The organism is Chloroflexota bacterium (assembly GCA_014360905.1).
Taxonomy (GTDB): Bacteria; Chloroflexota; Anaerolineae; order UBA2200; family UBA2200; genus JACIWX01.
In genome coordinates, this window is sequence record JACIWW010000010.1 from 16,654 (window position 1) to 37,441 (window position 20,788).

A 20,788-nucleotide genomic window follows, 5' to 3' on the forward strand; every position below is an offset into this window, starting at 1 on the left:
AAGAATAGGAGAGCAACATGAACAGAGAAAAAACACCACCACAGCCAATGCAAATCAGCATTGAACTGCCAGCAGAACTAGAGGCTGTTTACGCGAATTTCGCCATGATCACCCACTCCCCATCGGAACTCGTAATTGACTTTGCCCGCGTACTGCCGAATGTGCCCAAAGCCAAAATCTATGCACGGGTGATCATGACGCCCATGAACGCCAAGCTGCTGCATCGTGCGTTAGGGGATAACTTGGCCAAATACGAAGCGCAGTTCGGGGAGATCAAGACCCCCGAACATGGATTTGGTGAGGAGCGCCCCATCGGGTTTAAGCACTGAAGAACCGGTTAATGAGCCTAGCCAATGGAGGCAGGTGCAGTTCGACTGCATTCTCAGGGCATAGTTCATGGCAGCAGTAGCAGCGAATACAGTGGTCGAGGTCCATCCGCGCCCTTCTGTCCACAATAGTGATCGCCTTTACAGGGCAGTTTTCGACGCAAGTGCCACAAGCAGTACATTTTGGCCCGGCCTGTGGCTTGGCCAGCATCTGGTCCGTGATCCAAGCAGGCACAAAACTGGGAATCATGCGCATATTTTGGCCGCTAGTACGAGGGAGCCTGAACCCAGATACTTTCACTGCCTCGATGGGATTTCCTAGTACCTCGATATCCTCAAGATGCCCCGTAGTAAGTCCCCTGCGCATTGCTGCAGCAATAGGGGGCACACTGCGAGGTGGTATGCCTACGATGGCGGTGGCCACGACATCCAAAGCCACTCCGTCCGTGCTTGTCAGTATTAAGCCGATGTGGCGTGGTGTCCCCGCAGAGGGCCCATCTCCTTCCATGCCCACTACAGCATCCATAATCGTCAGGACCGGTTTGTAATAGCTGAGAATGTCTACCAGCATGGCGGCGAATTGGTCCACCGAGGGGAAGCGGGCATGATAGCTTGATTTGACAATGCCAGGCACGGTGCCAAAGAGGTTTTTGATTGCCCCAGTGAACAGAGTCAAATCGTGAGTCTTGAGCTTGGGTAGGGAGATAATGGCATCCGCTTCCACCGCCATCTTGATTGCATCCAGGGTCTTGGCCGCACGGCCCTCTGGGTAAGCCACTTGCACTGTGCGCACATCATAGTTGAGGATGGCGTCTCCCTCTTCTGCAGCAGCGGCCATGCCGGTAATTTGGTACACATGGCGCAACGCGCGAGGATTAAACAGGGTGCCTGGTCCAGGGCTATCGGCAATAATAGGTATTGCGCCGAGCTTTCGCACCCATTTCGCAACTGCTACCACAAGCGCTGGATGCGTTGTGATCGCCTTTTCTGGCGGTTTGGCTTGCAGCAGGTTAGCCTTCAGCACGACTTTATGGCCTGGCTTGATCCGTTTCGTTGCTTCTGGGAATGCCTGCAGGCTCTCATGTAGTGCAGTCTCGACCGCTTGCTGATCATAGCTTGGGCACTTGGCGATATAAACTCGGCTCAAGTTTCTCTCCTCGTGTATTCATGTTGCTCATCCTCTTGATCTCTGGGGGCGCTTGGATGCAATACGGCTTTTCTCAGGCGTCTTCATTATTCTTTATGATATTGGCTTCTGGGAACCATATGCCGCAAGTCCCACAACCACGTAGTATCTTGACCTCAGAGTACAAACTAGCCGCTCTGGCTATAGAGAATGCAATGGAATGCTCGATTGTGCAGCCACATAACTTTCAGACGTCGAGAACACAAGCGCACGCATCGTTTGACATTCTCTTTTCTTTATGATATAATTATAACTGCAACGGAATAAATGTGAACGCCGTGGGGAGCTCGGTGAGCCGGGCTGAGAGGATGGCCGTAAGCCATCGACCCCTTGAACCTGACCTAGGTAATGCTAGCGTAGGGAGGGATTATCTGTGCTGTCATGCCGCTGGCCTTGTCTGGGTCAGCGGTATTGTTTTATGGAGGCTCAGAGCAAGTGAGTAGCATGCAACCAATATCAAGGCCGCCATCAGAGCACGCTTTTGACAACGTGGCTTCGCTTTACGATTCGTGGTTTGAGGTTCCGCTCGGGCAGACCGTAGACGAACTGGAGAAGGATCTGCTCTATCGTCTTGCCGGGCTACAAAGCGGACAACGTGCGTTGGACGTTGGCACGGGCACAGGACATTTTGCGGTTGATTTGGCCTCTTGCGGATTGATCGTGGTAGGCGTGGATCTGTCAGCGCCAATGCTGGGCGTGGCAAAGGGCAAAGGCGTTGATGTGCATCTTGTTCGGGGGGACGCAGCGGCATTGCCACTGGCGTCAGAATCATTCGATTTGGTGCTTTCCGTCACGGCACTGGAGTTTGTGGCTCTCCCGGAGCGGGCCATCCGCGAGATGTGGCGGGCAGTGCGACCCGGTGGACGACTGGTCGTGGGAGTGCTCAATGCGCTCAGTCCTTGGGCGTGGGCGCGCCGACGAGAGAGCAGGAAACAGGAGACACCATTCTCCCACGCGCATTTTTTCTATCCCTGGGAGTTCGTTAAGTTGCTGAGTGGGTTGGGTGTGGTGACCTGGAGCAGTTCTGTTTTTATCGGTCCGCATGGTGCCGGGTTGAGCCGAGCTTGGGGTTTGGAAAGAATAGGGCGTGCTCTATTCCGACCATTTGGCGCCTTGCTAGTGGGGAGGGTGATGAAATGAGCACCAGTGCACAAGTAAGCATCTATCCGCTTGGTCAGCCTGATCTTTCTCCTGCCATCGAGGCAGTGTGGCAGGTGTTTCAGGAGCACGGGCTGCACTACGAGCCCGGGCCGATGAGCACGCTGGTGCAGGGTGAAGAAGAAGCACTGTTTGCGGCATTGCGCAGTGCTTTCCACGCTGCAAGCCAACATGGAGCGACTGTGATGGTTGCTACCGTATCCAATGCCTGTCCGCACTTGCCATCGCAAAAGGAGAAGATAGACCATGCCTAAAGGGTTCAAACGGCTTTTTACACAGGCTTTTCAGGAGTACCTTCCGCCAACGATCTTGATCGCACTGTTCTTAGTGGTATGGCAATGTGCTACCTGGCTGTGGCGCATCGAGGCATACTTGTTGCCCTCGCCAGTGCGCATTGTTCAGGCAGGTGTGCAAGCGCAGGGTTTGCTCAGCGACCATATACAGCAAACGTTGCGAGAAACGTTGCTGGGCTTTGCTCTTGCACTGGTCGGTGGGTTGCTCCTAGCCCTAGCCATTGACCTCTCTGCCTTCCTCCGTCGTGCGTTGTACCCACTACTGGTGGTGACACAGACCGTCCCGATCATGGCCATTGCACCACTGCTGGTCATCTGGCTGGGTTACACCATCTGGCCTAAAATCATTGTCGTTGCTCTAGTGTGCTTTTTCCCCATTGTCGTGACTACAGCCGATGGTCTGCGCTCGGCTGATCCGGAGTTGCTGGCACTGTTGCAAGCTATGGGTGCTACACGTCGGCAAGTGTTTTTGAAAGTACGCGTGCCTGGAGCTTTGCCCGCGGTATTCTCTGGTATCAAGATCGCTATCACCTACAGCGTGATCGGCGCCATCATTGGCGAATGGGTAGGCGCCAGCAAAGGCTTGGGTGTGTTCATGTTGCGTGCTTCCAATTCTTTCCGTACGGATTGGGTTTTTGTTGCCATTGCCATTAGCTCTTTGCTCAGCATTCTGCTTTTCTTGGCAGTAGCGATGATCGAGCGTTTGGCTCTGCCCTGGTACTATACATCCGCGCGTGCGGAACGTTGGGAAGAGATGCAGGCATGAATGTAACTCCGAGTAGAAAAAGTTCGTAGTAAGCACTTGAGTGTCAAAAGCAAGGTTTAATCAACCGGCTACTGAAATTTACTCAAAGGGAGGGTGAGTATGTTGACGAGATGGGTGCACATGACGGCGATCTTGCTCATCGTGGGAATGGTCGTTGGCTGTGCCGGAGCACAACCAGCTCCACAACCCACGGCGACGAAGCCAATCAAAGCAGTCCTGTCCCTCGACTGGGTACCCAATACCAATCACACAGGTTTTTACGTGGCTCTGGAGAAGGGCTGGTATGCCGAGGAGGGAATTGACCTGGAAATCCAAATTCCTTCCGACCCTGCTGCTGCGCTCAAGCAGGTCGCTTATGGCAATACGGAATTTGGGGTCAGTTTCCAGGAAGAGGTGACCATCGCCCGCTCCAATGACATCCCGGTTGTGTCGCTGGCTGCGATCATCCAGCACAACACATCTGCCTTTGCCTCATTGGCCGAAACAGGCATCCAGAGGGCAAAGGATATCGAAGGCAAGCGCTACGCTTCGTATGGCTTGCCCATCGAGCGTCCCATCCTAGGTCAGTTGATGGCTTGCGATGGCGGCGACATTAACAAAGTTGAATTCATTGACGTAGGCTTTGATGCCTTCCCTGCTTTGATTGGCAAGCGGGTTGACCTGGCGTGGATTTTCATGGCTTGGGATGGCGTGCAAGCAGAGATCAAGGGAATCCAGTTGAATTTCCTGCCTTTGTATGGCAGCTGTGTGCCGGATTACTACACACCGTTGATCATCGCCGGGGAGACTACTATTGCCAACAAACCGGATTTGGTGCGGCGGTTCATAAGGGCAACTGCGCGCGGCTACGAGTATGCCATCGCCCACCCAGAGGAATCGGCTGAAATCCTGCTGAAAGCCTCACCGGAGACCGATCCTGACCTAGCCCGGCGCAGCCAAAAATGGCTCAGCCCGCGCTATCAGGACGATGCACCGCGCTGGGGCGTGCAAAAACTCGAAATCTGGCAGAACTTTGCCCAGTTCATGTACGAGAATAATCTCATCGCCAAGCCCATTGACCCGCAGAAAGCCTTTACCAACGACTTTTTACCGTGACAAACACGGCTTGTTAACCCACTTGGGCTGGGCTACAGTCCAGCCCAAGTGCGGACTGGTGGTCTGAGCGAAGCGTCAGCAAGAGATAGCATACGTGCCTGTGGTTTTGCCATCGGGCTTTGCCCTATCCTGAAGAAAAGAGCGATATTCCGTGAACGATGAGATGACCTGCAAAGTAGAGATACGCGATATTTACAAGGCGTATCAGGTGGACGGACAGCCTACAGAGGTATTGGCTGGAGTGAGCCTTTGCGCGTCCACTGGCACCTTCGTGACCATTATTGGTCCCAGTGGCTGTGGTAAGAGCACCTTGTTCAGTATTATTTGTGGCTTGCAGCAGCCAGACCGCGGTGAAATTTTCTTCGATGGTGTGGCAGTCAGGCAGCGCCTGGGAGCAGTGGGCTATATGCCGCAACGCGATTTGCTGCTGCCCTGGCGAAAGGTGCTCGATAATGTCATCCTGGGGCCAGAGATACATGGTGAGGATGTAGCAAAAGCCCGGCGCGAGGCAAGCGATCTCTTGCCCCTCTTTGGCTTGGATGGCTTTGGCGATAGCTACCCCGCCTCACTCTCGGGCGGCATGCGCCAGCGTGCCGCACTGCTCCGCACATTCCTGTGCCGCAAGGACATCCTACTCTTGGATGAGCCATTTGGTGCTCTGGACGCTATCACGCGCAATGGGCTCCAGGAATGGCTGCTGGAGGTATGGCAGCGCTTTCGCTACACCATCCTGTTCATCACCCATGACGTCGAGGAAGCGGTTTTTCTATCGGACAAAGTCTATGTGCTGACCGCGCGTCCTGCGCGTGTGCGCAAGGAATTGTTGATCCCTCTGCCGCGCCCCCGTCAGCGTGCCATGACCCTGACACCAGAGTTTGCAGCGCTCAAACAGCAATTGCTCGAGGCCTTGCAGGATAGCCCCAACGCTCTGCCTACCGCTACTTGATGAATCAATCCATTTGAGGTACAGTACTGCTAGGCAGGCTTTTCTTGAGCGCGTATTGTAACCTGTTTCGCCCAGCCGATATTTCATATTGGAGGGGATATGCGTGCCATCATTGTAGCCAATGGACGTATTGAAGAGGGCGAGAATTACCGAAGCCTGGCTCGTGCTGACGATTGGGTCATCGCTGCAAACGGGGGAGCAATGGTCGCGCTCCAATTGGGGCTTGAACCTCGTGTAGTCGTCGGCGACCTGGACTCGTTGCCACTAGAGGTTCGTATCCGATTGGAGGAGCACGGGTGCCAGTTTGTAGGTCACCCTGCGCGCAAAGACGAGACGGACACAGAATTGGCCATTCGCTATGCCTTGGAACAGGGAGCGGACGAAATTGTGCTCCTCGCTGCCACTGGCGATCGCTTGGATCACACACTGGCCAATGTTTTTTTGCTGGGCATGCCCCGACTTGAAGGCAAGAAGGCCAAGATTATAGCAGGTCATACTGAAGTCTGGCTGCTGCGCGGTGGGAACGAGTTGGAAATCCAAGGTCGGCCAGGCGATATTGTAACCTTGCTGCCTCTAGGTCAGGATGCGGTGGGCATCGACAGCAGTGGCCTGGAGTGGGTGTTGTGCGACGACACCTTGCGCTTTGGCCCGGCGCGTGGGGTGAGCAATGTCATGACTGCGGAGAGAGCGCGAGTCTCGCTGCGCACGGGTCTGCTGCTGGTATTCCGGGTTAGAGAGGAGATAGCAGAGATAGCCGGGGGACAGGAAACGAGCGAATTGGTTGAGGTATGCAAAGAACAAGGGCACTTGCGGGCAAACGTGATCAAAGCCAAGTTGGAGGCAGCAGGCATTCCAGCCATCCTGTCCTATGATGCAGCCAGCCTCGTCTTCGGCCTCACCGTGGACGGCATTGGCGAAGTGCGCATCCTGGTGCGTGCGAAGGATGTGGAGGAGGCGCGGAGGGTATTGAGTGAGGCGAACGAAGATCGGTGAATTTGCAAAGGCTAAACATCATATTACCCCGCTACGCGCGCAATATCATTTGCTCCGCATAACGAGATTCACGTAATCATTAGGCCTTTCTATTGCAGGTCATACAGAAAGGAATTCACAGTGTAAAAACACCTCTGTACCTAGGCCCGGTTACCGGGCGCACGGAACGCAAAGCCAACTTTTACACGCAGAGGAGTGAGCGCTGACTATCATTTTACATAAATAATTTAATCACATATAGCAAATTTATCGGTGCGAGTGTCTTGTTGACCACCGCCTATTCTCCCAGTATAATCACCGTCAGCCAGTTACGCGAAAGGCGGTTGGTTATTTGACGAGAAAGCATGTGCTCATCAACCTGTCCATCATCTTGGGACTGTTGGTTCTGCTGGTCATCTTCTTCTGGCCGGTAATCCTGGGCGGCAAGACACTCTTGCCATTGGATAACCTGTTCGCTTTCCCACCATGGCAGAGCTTTGCCGCGCAGTTCCAGATTGACATCCCACATAACGAGTTGCTCAGCGACCTCATCCTGGAAAACTATGTATGGAAGCGCTTTATCGTCCAGGCGCTGAAGAACAGGCAGCTCCCCCTGTGGAATCCGTACATCCTGTCGGGTCAGCCATTCCTGGCGGCAGGACAACATTCGGCACTGTATCCGTTGAGCGCGCTGTTCTATGTCTTGCCATTGGTGAAGGCGTATGGATATTTCATCGTCCTGCAGCTGCTCTTGGCAGGCGGGTTCATGTACTTCTATACCCGCACCATTGGGCTGGAGCGGATAGGCAGCGTAGTCGCTGCGATCGTTTTCCCGTTCAGCGGTTTCATGATCGTCAGTGTCGTTCATCCCATGATCATTGCAGCTGCTTCCTGGCTGCCTCTGCTGTTGGCCATCGTGGAACGGTTGATTCAGACCCAGGAGATACAAGTAGCAGGGCAAAACCCCAAACCGGTAGCCTATATCCCATGGATTGCTCTGGGAGCGCTGGCCATGGGCTTGATGTTCCTGGCTGGCCATGTGGAGATTGCCTACTACGTGGTGTTGGTGACCGCTTTCTATGCCCTTTGCCGTCTGGCTATGCTATGGTGGCAGACGCGCAATGGCATGCAGGTAGGCAAACTCGCGGCAGGCGTCGTGCTTATTGTCGCGATTGGCGTTGGCTTGGCGGCGATCCAGGTCGTGCCATTGTACGAGGTGGTTACGCAGAACTTTCGCCAGGAATCGGCTACCTACCAACAGATCATCGGATGGGCCTATCCTTGGCGGCGGTTGATCGCTTTCTTGATCCCCGATTTCTTTGGCAATCCGGCTCATCATAGTTACATGGATGTCTTCACTTGGCAGACGGTGACCGCGTTGCGCAATGCACGGGGTGAACCCATTCGCACCATCTACTGGGATGTGAAAAACTATGTAGAAGGTGGCAGCTATGTCGGTGTCCTGCCATTGTTGCTGGCTCTGGTTGCCGTGTGGAAGTCGAGGACGAGGTACGTCTGGATCTTTCTGACGCTAGCGGTTGTCTCACTGTGCTTTGTCTTTGGCACGCCCTTGTATGCCGTGCTCTACTATCTGTTGCCGGGCATCAAACAACTCCACTCGCCATTCCGCTGGATATTCCCTTATACTTTGAGCATGGCTATCCTCGCTGGTTATGGGGCGTCGTGGCTAGCCAGCGCGTTCCCTGGTAGTAGGCTTCGTTTCGTCCGCATCCTTGGCGCGCTTGCGCTCATTTTAGGGGTATTAGGACTGAGCGCACTGGCAATTAGCCTGCGTTTCCCCCAACCAGTGATCGCACTGGCAGAGCGGGTTATGCTTTCTCTAGCACAGGCTCCCGAAGCCTTTGCCGATGGACGCGCATTTTACTCTTACCAGTTTCGCAATTTCCTGATCTTTTTCCTGGCATTATCTGGTGCTGGCCTGACTCTGATAGTGAGCGCGACCCGTTTGTGCATAGGGCGAATCCCATTGTGGCCATTGCTAGCGCTTGTGGTCATCCTGGCTGAGCTGTTCACCATCGGTATGCCCTTTAACCCTGCCGCAGACCCGGCTATCCTCGAGTTTACTCCACCAGTCGTGACCTTTCTTCGCCAAGACAAGGAATTATGGCGCTTTACCACACTCAATGCGCCCGGCGAAAAGACCTTGAATGCTAATGCGGGCATGTTTTACGATTTGTCCGATGTGCGCGGTTATGACTCGATCATTATGCAGCAGTATGTAGATTACATGCAACTAATCGAGCCACAAGGAGAGTTGCTCTACAACCGCATTGCGCCGCTGGGCACGGAACATGCTCTGGATTCTCCTCTGCTGGACCTGCTGAACGTCAAATATGTAGTCACAACAGCTACCATTGACCGGCCGAACTACACGCTCGTCTACGACAATGAGGTGCGCGTCTACCGCAATGAGGATTATCTGCCGCGTGCTTTTGTGGTCTATCAGGCTCAGGTCATCCCTAATGCAGGGGCGCGCAGACAAGTCTTGCAGCAATTCAACCCACGACAGACGGTGATCCTGGAAGAGGAGCCATTAGGAGGCGCCTTCAGCAGCGAAGGCAGCGGTTGGATGCCAGCTACTATTACCACTTATGGCTTGAACGAAGTAATAATCGAGGTGAACCTGCCAGACAATGGCTACTTGGTGCTGACAGACAACTGGTTCCCCGGTTGGAAAGCCTATGATACCCAGCCTGGTCAGATGGAACAAGAGATACCTCTCTATCGGGCGAATGGCACTTTCCGCGCCGTAGCTCTGGGGCCTGGCCAGCATTCCGTGCGTTTCAAATATACGCCGTTGTCGTTCAAACTAGGTTTGTTCATAAGCTTCATGGCAGGCGTCACTTTGCTGTTGCTGGTGGGCTACTGGCTGTGGCGGCGTCTGTACCGGAGCACACAGGATGAATTGGATGTGCAACGTGTGGCGAAAAACGCATTGACGCCCATGGTGTTGTCCTTGCTCAATCGCGTGATTGACATGGTTTTCGCTATGCTTTATCTGCGCGTCCTTGCTCCCGAAGGGACTGGCCGTTATCAGTTTGCTACAAACTTCATTGGCTACTTCGAAACCGCACTTCTTTTTGGCTTGGGCACGTTGATCACCAGGGAAATGGCTAAACATCGTGAGCAGACAAACCGTTATGTGAGCAATAGCGTGGTGTTGCGCATGCTCTTTTGGCTGGTTTTGCTGCCCGTGTTGGGCATGATCGTCTACGGCTATGTGCGCTTTTTCGACCTGCCCTTGGATACGGTTGTAGCCATCCTCTTTTTCTTCGTCGCTCTGATTCCCTCCCTGATAGCAGATTCCTTCACCGCCGTCTTTCATGCCCATGAGAAGATGGAGTACCCGGCAGCAATCACTTCGGTAACCACAATCATGCGCGTGACGTTGGGCACGCTGGCGCTGCTGCTGGGCTATGGCTTTGTGGGGATGGCGGCTACGACCTTGCTGGTCAATGTTGGCACGGCGTTGATCCTAGGTTTCCTGGCAACTCGCATGTTCTTCCGCCCGAAGTTGGAATTCGACCCTCCATTTGCACGCACCATGGCCAGCGAATCCCTGCCGTTGGTGGTGAACAATTTGCTATCCAGGATCTTTTTCCAAGTGGACGTGCTCCTTCTGCGACCGTTGAGAGGCGATGTCGAAGTTGGCTACTATGGTGCTGCCTATCGCTACATTCGTGCGCTGGACATCATCCCCTCGTACTTTACTTTGGCTATTTTCCCCTTGATTTCGCGTTTCGCTGAGTCAAGTCGCGAGTCCCTGGTTCGTGCTTATATCCTGTCGGTCAAGCTGTTGGTCATGGTTGCCTTGCCTATCGCTGTTGGCACTACATTTATTGCGCGTGAATTAATGCTTGTCTTGGCAGGAGCAGATTACCTGCCGCATTCCATGATTGCCTTGCAATTTCTCATCTGGTACATGCCCGTTGGTTTCATCAACAGCGTCACCCATTATGTGCTCATCGCCATTAATCAACAGCGCTTCTTGACCAAAGCGTTCGTGTTTGGTGCGAGTTTCAATATCCTGACCAACTTGCTTTTGATTCCACGCTATGGCTATGTCGCGGCGGCGATCGTTACTGCTTTGTCGGAAGTGGCATTGTTCCTTCCCTTCTATTATTGTGTGCGGAAGAACCTCACCACATTGCCGTGGGTGGACGTATTCTGGCAGCCGACTGCAGCCGCAGCGCTGATGGCTGCGGTCATGTGGCTGTTACGTGGTGCGACGGTTTTGTTAACCATTCCGGCAGCAGCCATTACCTACTTCGGGATACTTGTAGCATTGGGCACTTTCCGCCAGCCCGATGTGGCGCTGGTCATGCAGTTGTTGCCGGCTGGTGTAAGGAGGCGGTTGACATTATTAGGTATAGGAGGTATGTGATGAGTGAATGGGCATACATAGAAAAGATCGCAGATTTTGTCGGCCGAGCAGTGACTATCAAAGGATGGCTCTATAATCGCACGGACAAGGGTAAATTGCAATTTCTTCTGGTGCGCGACGGCACGGGCATTATCCAGTGCGTGGCTTCTCAAAAGGACTTGCCTCCGGATGTGTTTGCTGCAGCACAAAGAGTCACGCAGGAATCATCCGTTATCGTCACGGGTCAAGTCCGCGCTGATCCACGTGCGCCAGGTGGCTATGAACTTCTGTTGACTGACCTGCAGATTGTCCAACTGACGCAGGATTATCCCATCACTCCCAAGGAGCACGGGATAGAATTCTTGATGAAGCATCGCCATCTTTGGATTCGCTCCTCTCGACAACATGCGATCCTGCGCATTCGTGCGGAGGTGATCAAAGCCATTCGTGAGTGGCTGGACAGCCACGGATTTGTAAATGTGGATACTCCTATTCTGACTCCCTCCTCTTGTGAGGATACCACCACATTGTTTGAAACGGACTATTTTGGCGAGCCGGCTTACCTTACTCAAAGCGGCCAGCTCTACAATGAGGCAACTATTGGTGCGTTTGGGAGAGTATATTGTTTTGGGCCGACGTTCCGCGCCGAAAAATCCAAGACGCGCCGTCATTTGACCGAGTTCTGGATGGTAGAACCCGAGATGGCCTATGTCGATCTGGAAGGATGCATGGAGATAGAAGAACAGTTCGTTAGCTATATTGTGCAGACTGTGCTCCAGAGGCGTGCTGCGGAACTGCGCACCTTGGAGAGGGATACCACACGGCTGGAGAAGGTGGTGCCGCCCTTCCCGCGTATCAGTTACGATGAGGCCGTGAAGTTGCTGCAGGAAAAAGGCTTTGATTTCAGGTGGGGCGATGACTTTGGCGCACCACATGAAACGGCGATTGGCGAGCACTTTGATCGTCCCGTGTTCGTGCATCATTATCCGACAGCGATTAAGGCTTTCTATATGGAAGAGGATCCTGCACGCCCAGAAGTATGTCTATCGGTGGATTTGCTGGCTTCGGAAGGCTATGGCGAAATTATCGGTGGGGGACAACGTACAGCTAGCTACGAATTGCTGGAGCGACGCATTAAGGAGCACAATTTGCCACGTGAAGCATACGAATGGTATCTCGATTTGCGTCGCTACGGTTCCGTACCGCACTCAGGTTTTGGTTTGGGTGTGGAGCGTACGGTAGCTTGGGTCTGTGGCATTCAGCATATCCGCGAGACGATCGCTTTCCCACGTATGTTGGAGAGGATATATCCATAAAGTGTAAAACGTAAAGCGTAAGGTGGTAAGGCGTAAAAGGTGAAAAGGATGGCTACAGAATCATTGCAGTTTCCGGCTGATTTTCGCTGGGGTACGGCTACGGCTGCACACCAGGTGGAGGGTGAGCCAGCGAACAGCGATTGGTGGGCTTGGGAGCAGGTTCCCGGGCATGTTAAAGATGGCACGGACGCGAGCCGTGCCTGTGAGTGGTGGGCAGGTCGCTATTTGGAGGATTTCGACCTTGCTCTGGCCATGGGTCAAAATGCGCTGCGGCTCTCGGTTGATTGGAGCCGCATTGAACCTCGCGAGGGGGAATGGGACAAGCAAGCGCTTGCCCGCTACCGCCACATGTTGGGCGCTCTGCGCGAACGGGGCATCGAGCCCATGGTGACATTGTTCCACTTTGTCAGCCCCCTGTGGTTGGTTGAAAAGGGTGGATGGGAAAACGAGAGCGTTGTGCGCTATTTTGAGCGCTTTGCAACCCGAGTAGTAGAAGAATGCGGTGATTTGGTCAGCCTGTGGTGCACGATCAACGAGCCAAATGTCTATGGCGTGTATTCCTATCTGCTGGGCAATTGGCCGCCGCAGAAGCGCAATATCAGGCTCGCCTTCCGCGTCATATGCCATCAACTGTTGGCACATGCTTTCGCTTACCGCGCTATTCACCGATTGCAGCCCACAGCCAAGGTAGGGCTAGCGCAGCATCTGCGCGTTTTCGACCCTATGCGTCCGCACTCCATCCTGGATCGTTGGGCGGCATGGTTGCAGGATTATCTCTTCAATGGAATTGTGCTGGAACCGCCAGTAGATGGAGTGCTCCGTCTTCCCCTAGGTTGGAACACCAAGATCCCGGAACTGGTGGATTCGCAGGACTATATCGGACTGAACTATTATTCCCGCGATATGGTCAGCTTTGACATCACCAGGCCGCAGTTACTCTTTGGACGGCGCTCGGTCATGCCGGGTACAGAGTTCAGCATGGAGGGCTGGGGCGAAATCTACCCCGAAGGACTGTACCGCCTGCTCAAGCGCCTGCAGCAGTATGGTAAGCCCATCTATGTGACAGAATTCGGTGTGCCGGATAACGATGATTCCAAGCGGCCACGCTTTCTCATTACTCATCTTTCTGCGGTCTATCGCGCAATTGCCGAAGACGTGCCAGTTAAAGGCGTTTATTTCTGGTCCTTGGTGGATAATTTCGAGTGGGCGGAGGGATTCAGCGCTCGGTTTGGACTGATTGGCCTTGACCTGCAAACTGGAAAGCGCACCGTAAAGGATAGCGGCAAATTGTATGGCGAAATCTGCCGGAATGGTGCCATCACGCGGGAAATGGTTGAGCGCTATGCCCCCGAGCTCAAAACACAGCTTTTTGTCAGCCCCTAGTGGGTCTCATGGTGATGTTCTTCTTGCTCCCAGATCCTTAGCCCATACCGGCTCAGATGAATGGGTATGTGCCTGAAAAGTGGATTGGCTGCTTCAATTGCCTGAACTATTTCCCTTTTGACATAGGAAAGCTCAGGACAGAGAATGGTGATGGAGCCACCCTCGCCGCCAGCGCCATTCACTTTCCAGCCGATGGCCCCGCATTCGTTGGCAATTTGGATCACTTGCTGCGCATCCCGGCTGATCAGATATGGATGTAATCGCCCCTGTGCTTCTGTGTTCTCGATCATCGCCCGACCTAGTGCAACGAAGTCACCAGCATATAGCGCATCCCGCGATTTAGCTGCTGTCATGCGCAAATCCTGTAGATGTTTGCAGTCTGGGCCTTCGTGCTGCAGTTCGGCGATGACCTTCTCGTGGACTGCCGAAGAATCATGGGTTCTGCCGAGGTAAATCAGAATCAACCGCCGTTCCAATTCCCACCAGATTGAATCTGGTACATGAATCGGGGAGACAATGGCGTGGGGATATTGGGGAATCTCGATGTAATTGATGCCACCATAGGCCGCACATAACTGATCCTGGATACCCGATTGTTGTTTGAGCATTTCCACCTCTACCGCATGAGCGGTGTAGGCCACTTCGTGAGGGCTTAACCGCCCCGGCGTAAGGCGATCCAGTGCCCCAATGAGCGCCACAGAAACGGCTGCCGATGTTCCCGTGGAGCAGCCGCTGGGGACTGCGGAGTAGATGGAAACCTCGATGGCACAATGTTCTGGCACACCCATGCGCGCGATGGCTGCCTCGAGCAGTGGATGATGCATCCACTTGGGCTGTCCGGAGGGTATGGCATAGCGGTCACCATAGTTCTCAGCGTAGAGGATGATGCGATCCTGACCAGGCGTGTAGGGATAGACTGCGATCTGTACCTCGACACAGGGTGAAACAGCGATATTAAAGACCTTGCCGTACTGAGCAAACCAGGTATCGGTCCAGCCACCGTTATCGCAGATGCGGATGGGTGCAACGCTGGTGATGATGCGGGTCGGTTTTCGCCCGTTTAGGTTGTTCATTGCTCATCTCGAGTCCAGGGACCTGGTAGGTTCCCAGGAGACTGTTTCGTTAGCGTGCGATGTGCATGGGCATGACGACGTGTACGAAGGTCTCGTCACCCACTGGCCTGATCACGCCAGGGCTTGAAGGAGTGGAGGTTTCCAGTGCCACTTGTGGCTTGGTAATCACGCTGAGCACATCAATGAGGTATTTGGCATTGAAGGCAATCTCGATGGGCGCGCCTTCCACTGCAGCGTCCAGTTCCGTTACATTATCACCCAGCTCCACGCTAGTGGCCATAACGGTCATCCGTCCACCTAGACCTGCTTCCCCAGGCACAATACGCAGTCGGATGATATTCGCTGCATCGCGAGCGAAGAAGGAGGCAATCTTCACTGCCTTCAAGAATTCGGCTGCATCTACCACAGTGCGCGTCGTGTAGCTCTTAGGTATGATCTGCTTATAATCTGGGAAATTGCCCTCTATGAGCTGCGATATCAGATCAATATTGGTCATACGGAAGAAGACCTGGCTGCGGTTGGGCGCTATGGTCATGCGGATAGGATTCTCCTCATCCGCACTAATGCGGGCCAGTTCCTGCAATGCACGAGCTGGGATAATCACAGTAACTGATGCAGGGGCTGTTCCCGACAATTCCGTGTGACGTACTGAGAGTCGGAAGCCATCTGCTGCAGCCATTGTCAACCGGGTGCCAGAGAGCTCAGCCAACACGCCTGTTAACACTGGGCGGCTTTCATCCACCGCAGCGGCAAAAGAGACTTGATTGATCATTTCACGCAATGTAGGTGGCTCAAGGCTGACTCCAGTATCCTCACTTAAGGCCAGAATCAGAGGGAATTCCTGCGCATCAATGCCCTTGATATTTGCTTCGAAGTTGGCACATTTCAGGTTGAGCGTCTGAGTGCGCGTTACCAACTGCATGTCAATGCGGTCCGGAGGCAAGGAATTGATAAAGTCGGTGAGCAGGCGCGCAGGCACAGTAACAGCTCCATCCTCCTCTACTTTAGCCCCAATCCAACAATTGATGCCAATTTCCAGGTTAGTTGCGGATAATTTCAGCCGTCCTTCGTCCGTGGCCATCAGGACGTTAGAAAGCACAGGCAATGTGCTGCGGGTGGCTACAGCACGGCTAGCGATAGCCAGGCCCTTGGCCAAGTTCTCTTGCAGACAGGAAACTTTCATCGGGACCTCCTTGCTCTCAGTATCGGATGATAATAGTATACAGCAAATTTCAGATTGCTTCAAATACAGGGTGAAAATTGATGCCTTTTTCGGAACTCCCGGATAAACAGTAGGGGTGGGTCTAGCCTCAGAGATGGGATATGGGAAAGACAGACGCAAGTATGTGTCGCAGCAAAGCGAGGCTGCCTACTTCTATGACAGAGAGCACCAGCCCCAGGGCAAGAGAAAGCCATGCTTCCCTCCAACTCCGGGCCTGCTGCTCGCGGTGGAGCAGGAGAACAAGAATAGCCGCGTTTACCAAGGTAAGCAGGGATAGAACGCTTAACACACTTGCCAGAAGCAAGGGATAAAGTAAAGCCGAAATGTCAGTCTGTAACAACCATCCGAGTGCGAGGGCTTGCAGCAAGATCACAGCCAGTTCTCCTGCAGTACTGACGATGCGTTGCTTTTCGGGTTCTCGCCATAGAGTAGAATTAAACAGGGGCAAAACCAAAAAACTCAGGGACAGGCCGCTGGCCATCCCCGCAGCCAGGCGCAGGGAATTGTTGGGAATGTAGAGCGCTGGCCTGCCAGTGAGGAAGTAAAAATAAGAATTCAGTCCATCTATGGCCCAAAAGACGAGGAAAACGAGCAACAAAATCAACAACTTTCCTGGCGGCAACTTGCTAGCATGAAAATGCCCCCTCCACCAAGCAGAGCATAATCCCAGCGTGGCTCCTAAGTACAAGCCCATGCACCGTGCGCACAACGGCATCTGGATGCCTGCGACAAAAAGAGAGTGGTCTGGAAGTTGATGGCAGACACCGCTCAAGAACAGCCCAATGTATTTCAAAAGCCCCGCTGCTTGCAGAAAAGGAGATTGCATATCGTTGCAATTATAGGGCGATGCTATGGACTGTCAATTTTTCAGGCAAAGGTTGGTGCTGGTATTTTGTTCTCACAATGTGTTATAATTTGTGATAAGTACGAACAAGGAGTTGGAACGTGAACAACTTACACTAGAGTGGCAGAGGCATGGTTAGTTCTTCGCCGTTGATCGTTACTCAGATACTAACGCCCAAGAAGCGTCCCGATTTGCTGCACCGGCCGCGGCTCGTTGACTTTATCCACGAGCATATTGACCGCAAGTTGCTGCTCATCTCCGCCTCGGCGGGCTATGGCAAGACCTCATTGCTCATTGATTATGCTCATGATACCGATTTGCCGGTTTGCTGGCTATCCATAGTGGAGTCAGCACGCGACCCTCGTGTATTTCTGGATTATCTGATTGCTGCGATCAATCACCATTTCCCTGGATTTGGGGAGAACTCGCGCAACTTGCTGCAATCTAGCGAAACGCTCTCTGATCCCACATTGTTTGTTGGCACATTGGTCAATGAGATCTATGAGAAAATCCCCGATTACTTCGTCGTGATCATAGACGACTATCACCTCGTTGACGAGAGCCGTGCGGTTAACCATATCGTGGATGCTCTGATTCAGCACTTGCCTGAGAACTGCCATTTCATCATTTCTAGCCGTAGCATCCCTGTGTTGACTCCTCGTGGCTTGGCCTTGCTCACTGCTCGTCAACAGATCGCTGGTCTCGGCGTGAAAGATCTGCGTTTCACACCCGAGGAAATTCAAGCACTTCTTTGGCAGAACTATGGACAACGACTTTCTGACGCAGCGGCGCAAGAACTGGCCGAGAAGTCAGAGGGCTGGATTACGGGCATATTGTTGACCACGCACACGATGTGGAAAGGACTTTTCGAAGGCATGGTCCGCATCCAGGGGTCTGACAGCAGGGTCTACGAGTACTTGGTCAACGAGGTGTTCAATCTCCAACCCCCCCAGGTGCAAGATTTTTTGCTTTCCACATCCATCCTGGATGAAATGAGTCCCCTACTCTGCGATGAGCTACTTGAGGTCAGCAACTCTCGCGATATGCTCAAGTCACTAGAGGAGAAGAACCTGTTTCTGATCCGCCTGGAACGGGGAGAGGAAAGATGGTATCGGTACCATCATTTATTCCGGGAATTTCTGCAGACCAAGTTCCAGGAGGAAAAGCCCGAACGGGTCCGCGCATTGCATGCGCGCGCTGCTAGAATACTTTGGGAAAGCGGGGCGATAGAGCAGGCGATTCACCATTATTTGCTCGCCCAGGACTATCACAGTGCCGTGGAAGCCATTCTCCAGATAGCCCGCGAAACCTTTGATGCTGGCAAGCTCGAAACCCTGACGCGTTGGATTGATGCTCTGCCTCCGAACATGCTCCAAGATAGACCTCGCTTGTTGTGGTTTCGGGCCAAGATACATGCTGACATGGGACAATTGGAGCAGGCGACCGAACTTTTTGAGCAGGCATATGCCGGATTTGCTCGCTCTGAGGATTTGCTGGGTCAGGCGCTCACATTGGTACACAAGAGCACCGTTTTGCGCTTTCAGGGCGAGTTCAGGGAGGCCATAGAAGCCTGTAAGCAAGCCATTTCTTTGGCGCAGGGAATTGGGCAGCGGGATGATGCGCTGCGCGTTATTGCGGATGCCCATCGGCAGATTGGCACCTGCCAGGCGAACCTGGGCAATCTGTCGCAAGGCGAAGAAGAATTACGTCAGGCCCTTGATATCTATGAGCAATTACGTTCAACGACCAATATCGCCTATGTACACAATGACCTGGGGGCTATCCTGCGGCGTGCAGGCAATCTGACAGGGTCTGAGCTGCACTTCCGACAAGCGCTCGAGATTTGGGAAAAATTGGGGAATGTGGGCATGGCCGCTCTGACTATCAACAACATAGCCGTTGGCCATTATTATCGTGGGGAATACGCTGAAGCACTTCAGCTCTATGAAATGGGCTTGCAACAGGCGCGCAAAGCAGGCTTGGATCGCCCGATGGCTTTCATTCTAGCTGGTATGGGGGATGTGTATAAGGACCAGGGTGCATACGCAGAAGCATTGAAAGCCTATGAAGAGGGATTACAAGCAGCGCGCCAATCTAGGGAAAGCTTTATCATTAGCTATTTGTTGGATGCTATTGGCAACACCCATCGCCTGATGGGCAACTTTGCCCAAGCAATAGCTCTCATACGCCAAGCCTATGAGCGAGCACAGGAACGAGATTCTACTTATGAGATAGCATTGTATCAGATTTCATTGGGTGCGCTCCACTGCCAGCAAGGCAGCATTCGCCAAGCGGAGGCATATCTTGGACAAGCGCGCACCGTCTTCATGCGTAGCAATGCAAAAAGGGAATTGGCTAAAGCAAGCCTCTACCTTGCACACGCTTATTATATTGGCGGCCGTTTCCAAGAGGCTTTAGACTGCATACAGACCGTATTGGATTGCTTATTGACGTTGGGTTATGACCAGTTTCTCTTGCCCGTTGCCAGGGAAACCAAACGGGTGATTCAATACGCTGTAGCCAATGGCATGGCAGACACCTTGATCAGTGAGTTGCTAAAGAAAGTGGATGCAGCTACAATGCCGGCCATGGAGGTCGCTGTTACACCGGAACCTGTTGCTCAACCCATCTTATGTATTTACGCCTTTGGCGAGAGCAAGGTTTTAAGAGGTGATCGACTCATTCCGAACTCCGAATGGGGCACGACCAAGGCAAAGGAACTCTTGTTTTATCTGCTATGTCATAAACAACGACGCAAAGATCAGATCGCTAGCGATCTTTGGCCAGAATCATCTACAGCCAAGGTACGTGCTTCCTTTCACGTTACCCTTTACCGCCTGCGTCGTGCTTTAGCACAGCACGATTGTGTGAAATATGAGGAGGATCGGTATTTCTTCAACCGACGCATCAACTACTGGTTTGATGTAGAGGAATTTGAGCATGCTATTCAGAACGCGGCTTCGGTCTGGGCTACGAACCGAGCTAGGGCAGCTCAATACTACCATGCAGCTATTGCTCTGTATCACGGCGACTTCCTGGAGGATCTTTCATCTGCTCAAGAATGGTGCCTTTTCAAGAGGGAAGAACTTCGTCAGCAGTATTATATCGCCTTACACCGCCTGGGGCAATATCACGCTGATCAAAGCAACTATAAGGCGGCAATTGACTTCTATGAAAAAGCGCTAGAAGTAGATAACTATCAGGAGAATACATATTGGGAAATGATGCGATGCCAAGCACTGTTGGGTGAACGTAGTGCCGCACTGAGGACCTACCATCGCCTGGCCAAGGTATTGGAAGAGGAGCTCGATGCCAAACCTGCACGCGAGACAACCGAACTCTATGAGCAGATCCTGCGCGGGGAAATCGGCCCAGGTTGAACAGTGACATAGTCGCATTCGCATAGTTGGATTTGCACGAAAATGGGGCTGGGAAAGCCCCTTTTTCATCACTAGCAGCCTGTTTTGGGCCTTTTTGTAAGCACTTTTGTAAGCACCCTCCGCTACAATGGATACAGAAATGAGCATTGCGGAACTTATTCTTGAGAGCGGCAATGCTGTGCGCAAACTTGAGAGGAGGATAAAGAAATGAGGAAGTGGTTGCCAACTATCTACAAACTCGCGAACAGCAATACCGTGCGCCTAGTGTGGATCTTGCTGGTTATCAGTGCATTGGTGCTAGGCAGCGGTGCTCCTGAAGCTTTTGGTGGCACTGGCGGTGGATGATTGTGGTCTAGGCTGCATGACCAGTGTATAGACTCTTGTGCTACATATTGCCTAGCGCGTTTCTCTTGACATGATCCTTATAGCTGCGATTGTGGCTTC

Annotated in this window: 16 protein-coding genes and 1 riboswitch; of the genes, 12 read left to right on the forward strand and 4 right to left on the reverse strand. The window is 53.0% G+C overall.

Annotated elements, in window-relative coordinates; genetic code table 11:
- The first annotated feature begins 17 nt into the window (after positions 1-17).
- Positions 18-329 (forward strand): DUF3467 domain-containing protein, encoded by a 312-nt coding sequence (locus H5T67_05890; GenBank protein MBC7244850.1) that lies wholly within the window; start codon positions 18-20, stop codon positions 327-329.
- On the opposite strand, the gene H5T67_05895 is transcribed toward H5T67_05890, so the two are convergent.
- Entirely contained in the window at positions 319-1,473 is a 1,155-nt protein-coding gene (locus tag H5T67_05895; GenBank protein ID MBC7244851.1) for a DUF362 domain-containing protein, read from the reverse strand. The two genes, H5T67_05890 and H5T67_05895, sit on opposite strands and share 11 nt — an antisense overlap.
- A 308-nt stretch (positions 1,474-1,781) precedes the next feature.
- Positions 1,782-1,892, forward strand: a riboswitch (TPP riboswitch).
- 55 nt (positions 1,893-1,947) lie between these two features.
- Between H5T67_05895 and H5T67_05900 the strand changes: the two genes are divergently transcribed.
- From H5T67_05900 to H5T67_05940, 9 genes are all read left to right on the forward strand, one after another.
- A complete protein-coding gene (locus H5T67_05900; GenBank protein ID MBC7244852.1) occupies positions 1,948-2,652 on the forward strand; it encodes a class I SAM-dependent methyltransferase in 705 nt (234 codons plus the stop codon).
- Entirely contained in the window at positions 2,649-2,924 is a 276-nt protein-coding gene (locus H5T67_05905) for a thiamine-binding protein (protein MBC7244853.1), read from the forward strand. Before H5T67_05900 ends, H5T67_05905 begins: the two co-directional genes overlap by 4 nt.
- On the forward strand, positions 2,917-3,729 hold the full coding sequence (locus H5T67_05910) for an ABC transporter permease (protein MBC7244854.1): 813 nt from the start codon (positions 2,917-2,919) through the stop codon (positions 3,727-3,729). The genes H5T67_05905 and H5T67_05910 overlap by 8 nt, the downstream gene beginning before the upstream one ends.
- A 99-nt stretch (positions 3,730-3,828) precedes the next feature.
- On the forward strand, positions 3,829-4,824 hold the full coding sequence (locus H5T67_05915) for an ABC transporter substrate-binding protein (GenBank protein MBC7244855.1): 996 nt from the start codon (positions 3,829-3,831) through the stop codon (positions 4,822-4,824).
- Between the two features lie 163 nt (positions 4,825-4,987).
- Positions 4,988-5,770: an ABC transporter ATP-binding protein gene (locus H5T67_05920; GenBank protein ID MBC7244856.1), complete on the forward strand. Its 783-nt coding sequence runs from the start codon at positions 4,988-4,990 to the stop codon at positions 5,768-5,770.
- Between the two features lie 99 nt (positions 5,771-5,869).
- Positions 5,870-6,763 (forward strand): thiamine diphosphokinase, encoded by an 894-nt coding sequence (locus H5T67_05925; GenBank protein MBC7244857.1) that lies wholly within the window; start codon positions 5,870-5,872, stop codon positions 6,761-6,763.
- A 331-nt stretch (positions 6,764-7,094) separates the two neighbouring features.
- Entirely contained in the window at positions 7,095-11,147 is a 4,053-nt protein-coding gene (locus tag H5T67_05930) for an oligosaccharide flippase family protein (GenBank protein MBC7244858.1), read from the forward strand.
- The gene (gene asnS / locus H5T67_05935) at positions 11,147-12,442 is read left to right on the forward strand and encodes an asparagine--tRNA ligase (GenBank protein ID MBC7244859.1); all 1,296 of its coding nucleotides are present in this window, start codon (positions 11,147-11,149) and stop codon (positions 12,440-12,442) included. Before H5T67_05930 ends, asnS begins: the two co-directional genes overlap by 1 nt.
- A 48-nt stretch (positions 12,443-12,490) precedes the next feature.
- A complete protein-coding gene (locus H5T67_05940) occupies positions 12,491-13,825 on the forward strand; it encodes a glycoside hydrolase family 1 protein (protein MBC7244860.1) in 1,335 nt (444 codons plus the stop codon).
- Here the strand turns inward: H5T67_05940 and H5T67_05945 are convergent.
- From H5T67_05945 to H5T67_05955, 3 genes are all read right to left on the reverse strand, one after another.
- Positions 13,822-14,898: a GHMP kinase gene (locus tag H5T67_05945; GenBank protein ID MBC7244861.1), complete on the reverse strand. Its 1,077-nt coding sequence runs from the start codon at positions 14,896-14,898 to the stop codon at positions 13,822-13,824. The two genes, H5T67_05940 and H5T67_05945, sit on opposite strands and share 4 nt — an antisense overlap.
- A 49-nt stretch (positions 14,899-14,947) precedes the next feature.
- A complete protein-coding gene (dnaN, locus tag H5T67_05950; GenBank protein ID MBC7244862.1) occupies positions 14,948-16,081 on the reverse strand; it encodes a DNA polymerase III subunit beta in 1,134 nt (377 codons plus the stop codon).
- Between the two features lie 127 nt (positions 16,082-16,208).
- Complete coding sequence (locus H5T67_05955) at positions 16,209-16,913, reverse strand: DUF2085 domain-containing protein (protein MBC7244863.1); 705 nt, start codon at positions 16,911-16,913, stop codon at positions 16,209-16,211.
- Positions 16,914-17,095: 182 nt separating this feature from the next.
- Between H5T67_05955 and H5T67_05960 the strand changes: the two genes are divergently transcribed.
- On the forward strand, positions 17,096-20,344 hold the full coding sequence (locus tag H5T67_05960; GenBank protein MBC7244864.1) for a tetratricopeptide repeat protein: 3,249 nt from the start codon (positions 17,096-17,098) through the stop codon (positions 20,342-20,344).
- A gap of 207 nt (positions 20,345-20,551) precedes the next feature.
- Entirely contained in the window at positions 20,552-20,689 is a 138-nt protein-coding gene (locus H5T67_05965) for a hypothetical protein (GenBank protein MBC7244865.1), read from the forward strand.
- The last annotated feature ends 99 nt before the right edge of the window (positions 20,690-20,788 follow it).

What these genes read in the sequence shown, in the direction of transcription:
- H5T67_05890 (MBC7244850.1), top strand. Translation starts at nt 18, where the DNA reads ATGAACAGAGAAAAAACACCACCACAGCCAATGCAAATCAGCATTGAA.
- H5T67_05905 (MBC7244853.1), top strand. Translation starts at nt 2,649, where the DNA reads ATGAGCACCAGTGCACAAGTAAGCATCTATCCGCTTGGTCAGCCTGAT.
- H5T67_05910 (MBC7244854.1), top strand. Translation starts at nt 2,917, where the DNA reads ATGCCTAAAGGGTTCAAACGGCTTTTTACACAGGCTTTTCAGGAGTAC.
- H5T67_05915 (MBC7244855.1), top strand. Translation starts at nt 3,829, where the DNA reads ATGTTGACGAGATGGGTGCACATGACGGCGATCTTGCTCATCGTGGGA.
- H5T67_05920 (MBC7244856.1), top strand. Translation starts at nt 4,988, where the DNA reads ATGACCTGCAAAGTAGAGATACGCGATATTTACAAGGCGTATCAGGTG.
- H5T67_05925 (MBC7244857.1), top strand. Translation starts at nt 5,870, where the DNA reads ATGCGTGCCATCATTGTAGCCAATGGACGTATTGAAGAGGGCGAGAAT.
- asnS (MBC7244859.1), top strand. Translation starts at nt 11,147, where the DNA reads ATGAGTGAATGGGCATACATAGAAAAGATCGCAGATTTTGTCGGCCGA.
- H5T67_05940 (MBC7244860.1), top strand. Translation starts at nt 12,491, where the DNA reads ATGGCTACAGAATCATTGCAGTTTCCGGCTGATTTTCGCTGGGGTACG.
- H5T67_05945 (MBC7244861.1), bottom strand. Translation starts at nt 14,898, where the DNA reads ATGAACAACCTAAACGGGCGAAAACCGACCCGCATCATCACCAGCGTT.
- dnaN (MBC7244862.1), bottom strand. Translation starts at nt 16,081, where the DNA reads ATGAAAGTTTCCTGTCTGCAAGAGAACTTGGCCAAGGGCCTGGCTATC.
- H5T67_05960 (MBC7244864.1), top strand. Translation starts at nt 17,096, where the DNA reads ATGGTTAGTTCTTCGCCGTTGATCGTTACTCAGATACTAACGCCCAAG.
- H5T67_05965 (MBC7244865.1), top strand. Translation starts at nt 20,552, where the DNA reads ATGAGGAAGTGGTTGCCAACTATCTACAAACTCGCGAACAGCAATACC.